Annotated in this window: 4 protein-coding genes; 2 read left to right on the top strand and 2 right to left on the bottom strand. The window is 62.3% G+C overall.

Translation table 11 applies throughout. From position 1 onward, the window contains the following. Together VGH68_RS26955 and VGH68_RS26950 are read right to left on the bottom strand one after the other, a co-directional pair. Window positions 1–536 (bottom strand): NAD(P)-dependent oxidoreductase (locus VGH68_RS26955; RefSeq protein ID WP_331606775.1); only part of this gene is annotated, 536 nt, incomplete at its 3' end. A 464-nt stretch (window positions 537–1,000) separates the two neighbouring features. After that, complete coding sequence (locus VGH68_RS26950) at window positions 1,001–1,822, bottom strand: alpha/beta hydrolase (RefSeq protein ID WP_331606774.1); 822 nt, start codon at window positions 1,820–1,822, stop codon at window positions 1,001–1,003. Window positions 1,823–2,575: 753 nt separating this feature from the next. On the opposite strand from VGH68_RS26950, the gene VGH68_RS26945 reads away from it, so the two are divergent. Continuing rightward, the gene (locus VGH68_RS26945; protein WP_331606773.1) at window positions 2,576–3,988 is read left to right on the top strand and encodes a cytochrome ubiquinol oxidase subunit I; all 1,413 of its coding nucleotides are present in this window, start codon (window positions 2,576–2,578) and stop codon (window positions 3,986–3,988) included. Between the two features lie 22 nt (window positions 3,989–4,010). Next, a partial coding sequence (gene cydB, locus VGH68_RS26940; protein ID WP_331606772.1) for a cytochrome d ubiquinol oxidase subunit II occupies window positions 4,011–4,828 on the top strand: 818 nt, incomplete at its 3' end.

The following is a 4,828-nucleotide window of genomic DNA, read 5'->3' as shown; positions in this document are numbered from 1 at the left end:
AACCAGGTGCTCAGATGACGCGGTTCGATCGGACGTTCGAGGCAGCTGCCGATCCGCACGCACACGCTTTCAATACCGTGTTTGTCCCAGTACATTCTCGCCAGCGCTTCGCCCCACACCTTCGACAGACCGTAGAAGCCGTCCGGGCGCAGTTCGCAGTCGAGGCTCAGGCGCTCGGTGACTGGATACATGCCGATCGCGTGGTTCGAGCTCGCGAACACGATGCGCTTTACGCCATTGCGGCGCGCGCCTTCGTAGACTTCGACGAGGCCGCGCAGATTGTTCTCGATGATCTCGGGCAGCGGGCGCTCGACGCTGGTGCCGGCAAAATGAATCAGCAGGTCCACGCCGTCGAGCAACCGGTCGACGACCGCCGGATCGCGCAGATCGCCGTTCATCACGTCTTCGCCTTCGACGAGCGGCGTCAGCACTTTCGTGCCCGCGGCCGATCGCAACGGGATGCCACGCGCGACGAACGCGGCGCGTACCACTGCGCCGAGCTGACCGCCGGCGCCACTGAGGGCAATCTTCTTCATAGGGGGACTTCCTTTAACTGCGCCGCGCGCGAGGTCGAACCGGCGAGACGGAGAGGATCGAGTGACTTGTCGGACCGCGTTTGCCGACGCCGCGTTACATGCGTGGTTGTACGATAACGTACTATCAACTATCGACGAGCGAATTTCAACTAAGCATTTACCCGTAATCCGACTAGGGGAAGTCTGGGAACATGTTATGAAACAAGGAGATAGGCCGGTGCTATTTATGTGACATCATATGACTCATGCCGGATTTTCCCGCCCAGCGCTGGCTAACCGACAACGCGCGCGGTAGATGCCGGCATCCGCCGCACGCTTCCTCGGCCCAAGCGATCGCGTGCCGTCATCAACAACGCACAGCGCAGGAGCACAGCACGAGACGAAGGCACCGCGCGTCGCGGCAAGCAGTCGCCGGCCGCAACGTCTCTCTCATGCTGTTGCGGCGCTCCGTCGCCGTGATGCGATCACGAGCCGATGAATTCCAGCAGGTCGGCATTGACCTTGTCGGCCTCGACCGTGCACATGCCGTGCTGGCCGCCCGGATACACCTTCAAGGTCGCGTTCTTGACGATCTTCGCGGTCTGGCGTCCGGCTGCGTCGATCGGCACGATTTGGTCGTCGTCGCCGTGCAGCACCAGCGTGGGCACGTCGATCTTCTTCAGGTCTTCGGTGTAGTCGACCTCCGAAAACTGCTTGATGCAGGCGTATAACCCCTTGATCGATCCGGCCATGCCCTGGCGCCAGAACGAATCGATCACGCCCTGCGAGACCTTCGCGCCCGCCCGGTTGAAACCGTAGAACGGCAGCGCCAGCTCCTTGAAGAACTGCGAGCGATCTTCAAGTGTGGCCTTGCGGATGCCGTCGAACACGTCGATTGGCAGGCCGAGGGGGTTATCCGGCGTCTTCAGCATCAGCGGCGGCACCGCGCCGATCAACACGGCCTTCGCGACGCGCGCGGTGCCATGCCGGCCGATGTAATGCGCGACTTCGCCACCGCCTGTCGAATGGCCGACCAGCGTTGCATCGTGTAGATCGAGGTGATCGATCAGCGTGGCAAGATCGTCCGCGTAGGTGTCCATCTCGTTGCCGTCCCACGGCTGCTCCGAGCGGCCATGACCGCGCCTGTCATGCGCGATCACGCGAAAGCCCTGGTTACCGAGAAACAGCATCTGCGCGTCCCACGCGTCGGCGGTGAGCGGCCAGCCATGCGAAAACACGACTGGGCGGCCCTTGCCCCAGTCCTTGTAGAAAATCGAGGTGCCGTCTTTGGTCTTGATCGTGCTCATCTGTTTGACTCCTTGTGGATGAAGTCTGCCGTCGCCGGCAGGTGGATGAAGCTGCTCTGTTTCTCGAAGCATGCGGGCCGCGCGTGACACCGCGCCGTGCGCTCCGGCATCCGCGTGCCCGCGCGTGACGGCTACCTCACGTGAATACCGCAAACGCTTTGCAACAACCGCCTCGACGACTCGTGCGATCACTGCAAGGAAATAATGAGTGAAGATGGTCAGCGGAAATTGTGCTGCCAATAACGACGCAATACGAATTACGCGAGAAATAATGCAAAAAAGATTGGCGCAATCGGTAATGCGCGACGGGTAGCGAAAAGAAATGCCCCGAATGGCAATACGGCAGCCGCCATCGTAGAAGTAAAAAAATTCTCTGACTAGCTCACCGGCGAAGGAAGTCGGTTCAGGACCGATTGTCGGCTGACGGCGACTGCGTCAACGACACAACGGGGCTGCCGCCGAACATTCGTCGCGCGTCGCGCAGCGCGTTGCTGCAGCGCGGTCGATTGACGCAGCGTGCATCGGAACGCGCGGCGCGACGCGCCGGTCCGACGCGAAAAAGTCCTTACCCTTCAAACGTTTATCTGGAATAAGGTCGCAGCACACTCGAACAAGGCGGTGTTTTGACGCACGCCGCACCGCAACACGATCGCCTTGCATCCCCTACGCTTGCGCCATCTGCCAACGCAGTGCGCACCGACATCGGTCGACGCGCGTCAGTCCGCTGACCCGGCTATCACGCACAACACGATCATGAACTCCGCAATATCGGCATTCGATCTCGCCCGCATTCAATTCGCGTTCACCGTCTCTTTTCATATCGTTTTTCCCGCACTCAGCATCGGTCTGGCCAGTTTCATCGCCGTTCTCGAATGGCGTTGGTTAAAAACCGGCACCGCGTACTACAAAGATCTTTGTCTGTTCTGGTCGAAGATCTTCGCAGTGGCCTTCGGCATGGGCGTCGTCTCCGGCGTTGTGATGAGCTACCAGTTCGGCACCAACTGGTCGGGCTTCTCGAGTTTCGCCGGGCCGATTACCGGTCCGCTGCTGATGTACGAAGTGATGACCGCGTTCTTTCTCGAAGCGGGCTTCCTCGGCATCATGCTGTTCGGCTGGCAGCGCGTGAGTCCGCGCGCGCACTTCGGCGCGACGCTGATGGTCGCGATCGGCACGCTGATCTCGACCTTCTGGATTCTCGCGTCCAATAGCTGGATGCAGACGCCGCAAGGCTTCGAAGTCGTCAACGGCCATGTTGTGCCGCTCGACTGGTTCAAGATCATCTTCAATCCGTCGTTCCCGTACCGCCTCGCGCATATGGCGCTCGCGGCGTTCATCGTCGCGGCGCTGGTGGTCGCCGCGGTCGGTGCATGGCACCTGCTGCGCGGCCGGCGCGATCCGGCGGTGAAGAAGATGTTCTCGATGGCGCTGTGGCTGCTGCTGATTCTCACGCCGATCCAGGCATTCGTCGGCGATCAGCACGGCTTGAATACGCGCAAGTATCAGCCGGCGAAAATCGCCGCGATCGAAGGGTTGTGGAATACCGAAAAAGGCGGCACCGCGCTGAACCTGTTCGGCATCCCCGACATGAAAGCGGAAACCACCCGCTACGCGGTGTCGATTCCGCACCTCGGCAGCCTGATCCTCACGCATAGTTGGGACGGAGAAATCCGCGGCCTGAAGGAATTCCCGCCACAGGACCGGCCGAATTCGACCGTCGTGTTCTGGAGCTTCCGCATCATGGCCGGGCTCGGCGTGCTGATGATCGCGATGTCGGCCACGGCCTGGGTGCTGCGCCGCCGTGGCCGACTGTTCGACGCGAAGTGGTTTCAGCGGCTATGCGTCGCGATGGGCCCGAGCGGCTTCATCACGCTGCTGGCCGGCTGGGTCACCACCGAAGCGGGCCGCCAGCCGTGGGTCGTGTACGGGGTGATGCGCACGTCGCAGGCGGTGTCGCCGCTGACCACGCAACAGATTGGGCTGTCGCTGATGACGTTCGTGGTCGTCTACTTCCTCGTGTTCGGCACCGGCATCTACTACATGCTGAAGCTGATGCGCCAAGGTCCGGCACTGCCGGGCAGCACACCCGACGGCCTACCGCAGCCGACGCCCGCGCAGACCGCGCGCCGCCCGCTGTCCGCGGTCGATCAGATGATCGACGCGGTGTAACCCTGCAACAAGCGAGAAAAACATGGACGTAACCGTCGTATGGGCCGCGATCATCGCACTGGGCCTTTTCATGTACGTCGTGCTGGACGGCTTCGACCTCGGCATCGGCATCGTTTTCCCGTTCTTCCCCAATGAGAAAGAACGCGACCTGATGATGAGCACGGTCGCGCCGGTCTGGGACGGCAACGAAACCTGGCTGGTGCTCGGCGGCGCCGCGCTGTTCGCGGTGTTCCCGATCGTCTATTCGACCGTGCTGTCGGCGCTCTATCTGCCGCTGGTCTTCATGCTGGCGTGCCTGATCTTTCGCGGCGTGTCGTTCGAGATCCGCGCGAAGGCGCGTCGCACGAAGCATCTGTGGGACCTCGCGTTCATCGGCGGCTCGGCGGGCGCGGCGTTCTGCCAGGGCATCGTGCTCGGCGCATTCCTGCAAGGCATTCCGGTCGTCGATGGCGCCTATGCCGGCGGCGCGTTCGGCTGGCTCACGCCGTTCAGCCTGCTGACGGGCCTCGGGCTCGTCACGACCTACGCGCTGCTCGGCTGCTGCTGGCTGATCGCGAAGACCGAGGGCGATCTGCAGCGGCGGCTGCATCGCGTCGTCTGGCCGCTGACGCTGGTGCTGCTCGGGTTCATCGCGCTCGTGAGCCTGTGGACGCCGCTGATGGACGCGGACATCGCGCAACGCTGGTTCCATGACGGGATTTTCTACCGTCTGCTGCCGGTGCCGTTCCTCGTCGCCATCTGTGCGTTCTTCATGCATCGCGCGGTGCGCGCGCGTCATCACAACACGCCGTTCGCGCTGGCGCTGGCGCTCGTGCTGCTCGGTTATCTCGGGCTGCTCGT

It is taken from the genome of Paraburkholderia sp., from assembly GCF_036488505.1.
In the GTDB taxonomy this organism is placed as follows: Bacteria; Pseudomonadota; Gammaproteobacteria; order Burkholderiales; family Burkholderiaceae; genus Paraburkholderia.
This window is presented reverse-complemented; position numbering and strand designations above follow the sequence as displayed.

Bases quoted from the DNA above. Each gene is read 5' to 3' on its own strand.
- VGH68_RS26950 (WP_331606774.1), bottom strand. From the start codon at position 1,822: ATGAGCACGATCAAGACCAAAGACGGCACCTCGATTTTCTACAAGGAC.
- VGH68_RS26945 (WP_331606773.1), top strand. From the start codon at position 2,576: ATGAACTCCGCAATATCGGCATTCGATCTCGCCCGCATTCAATTCGCG.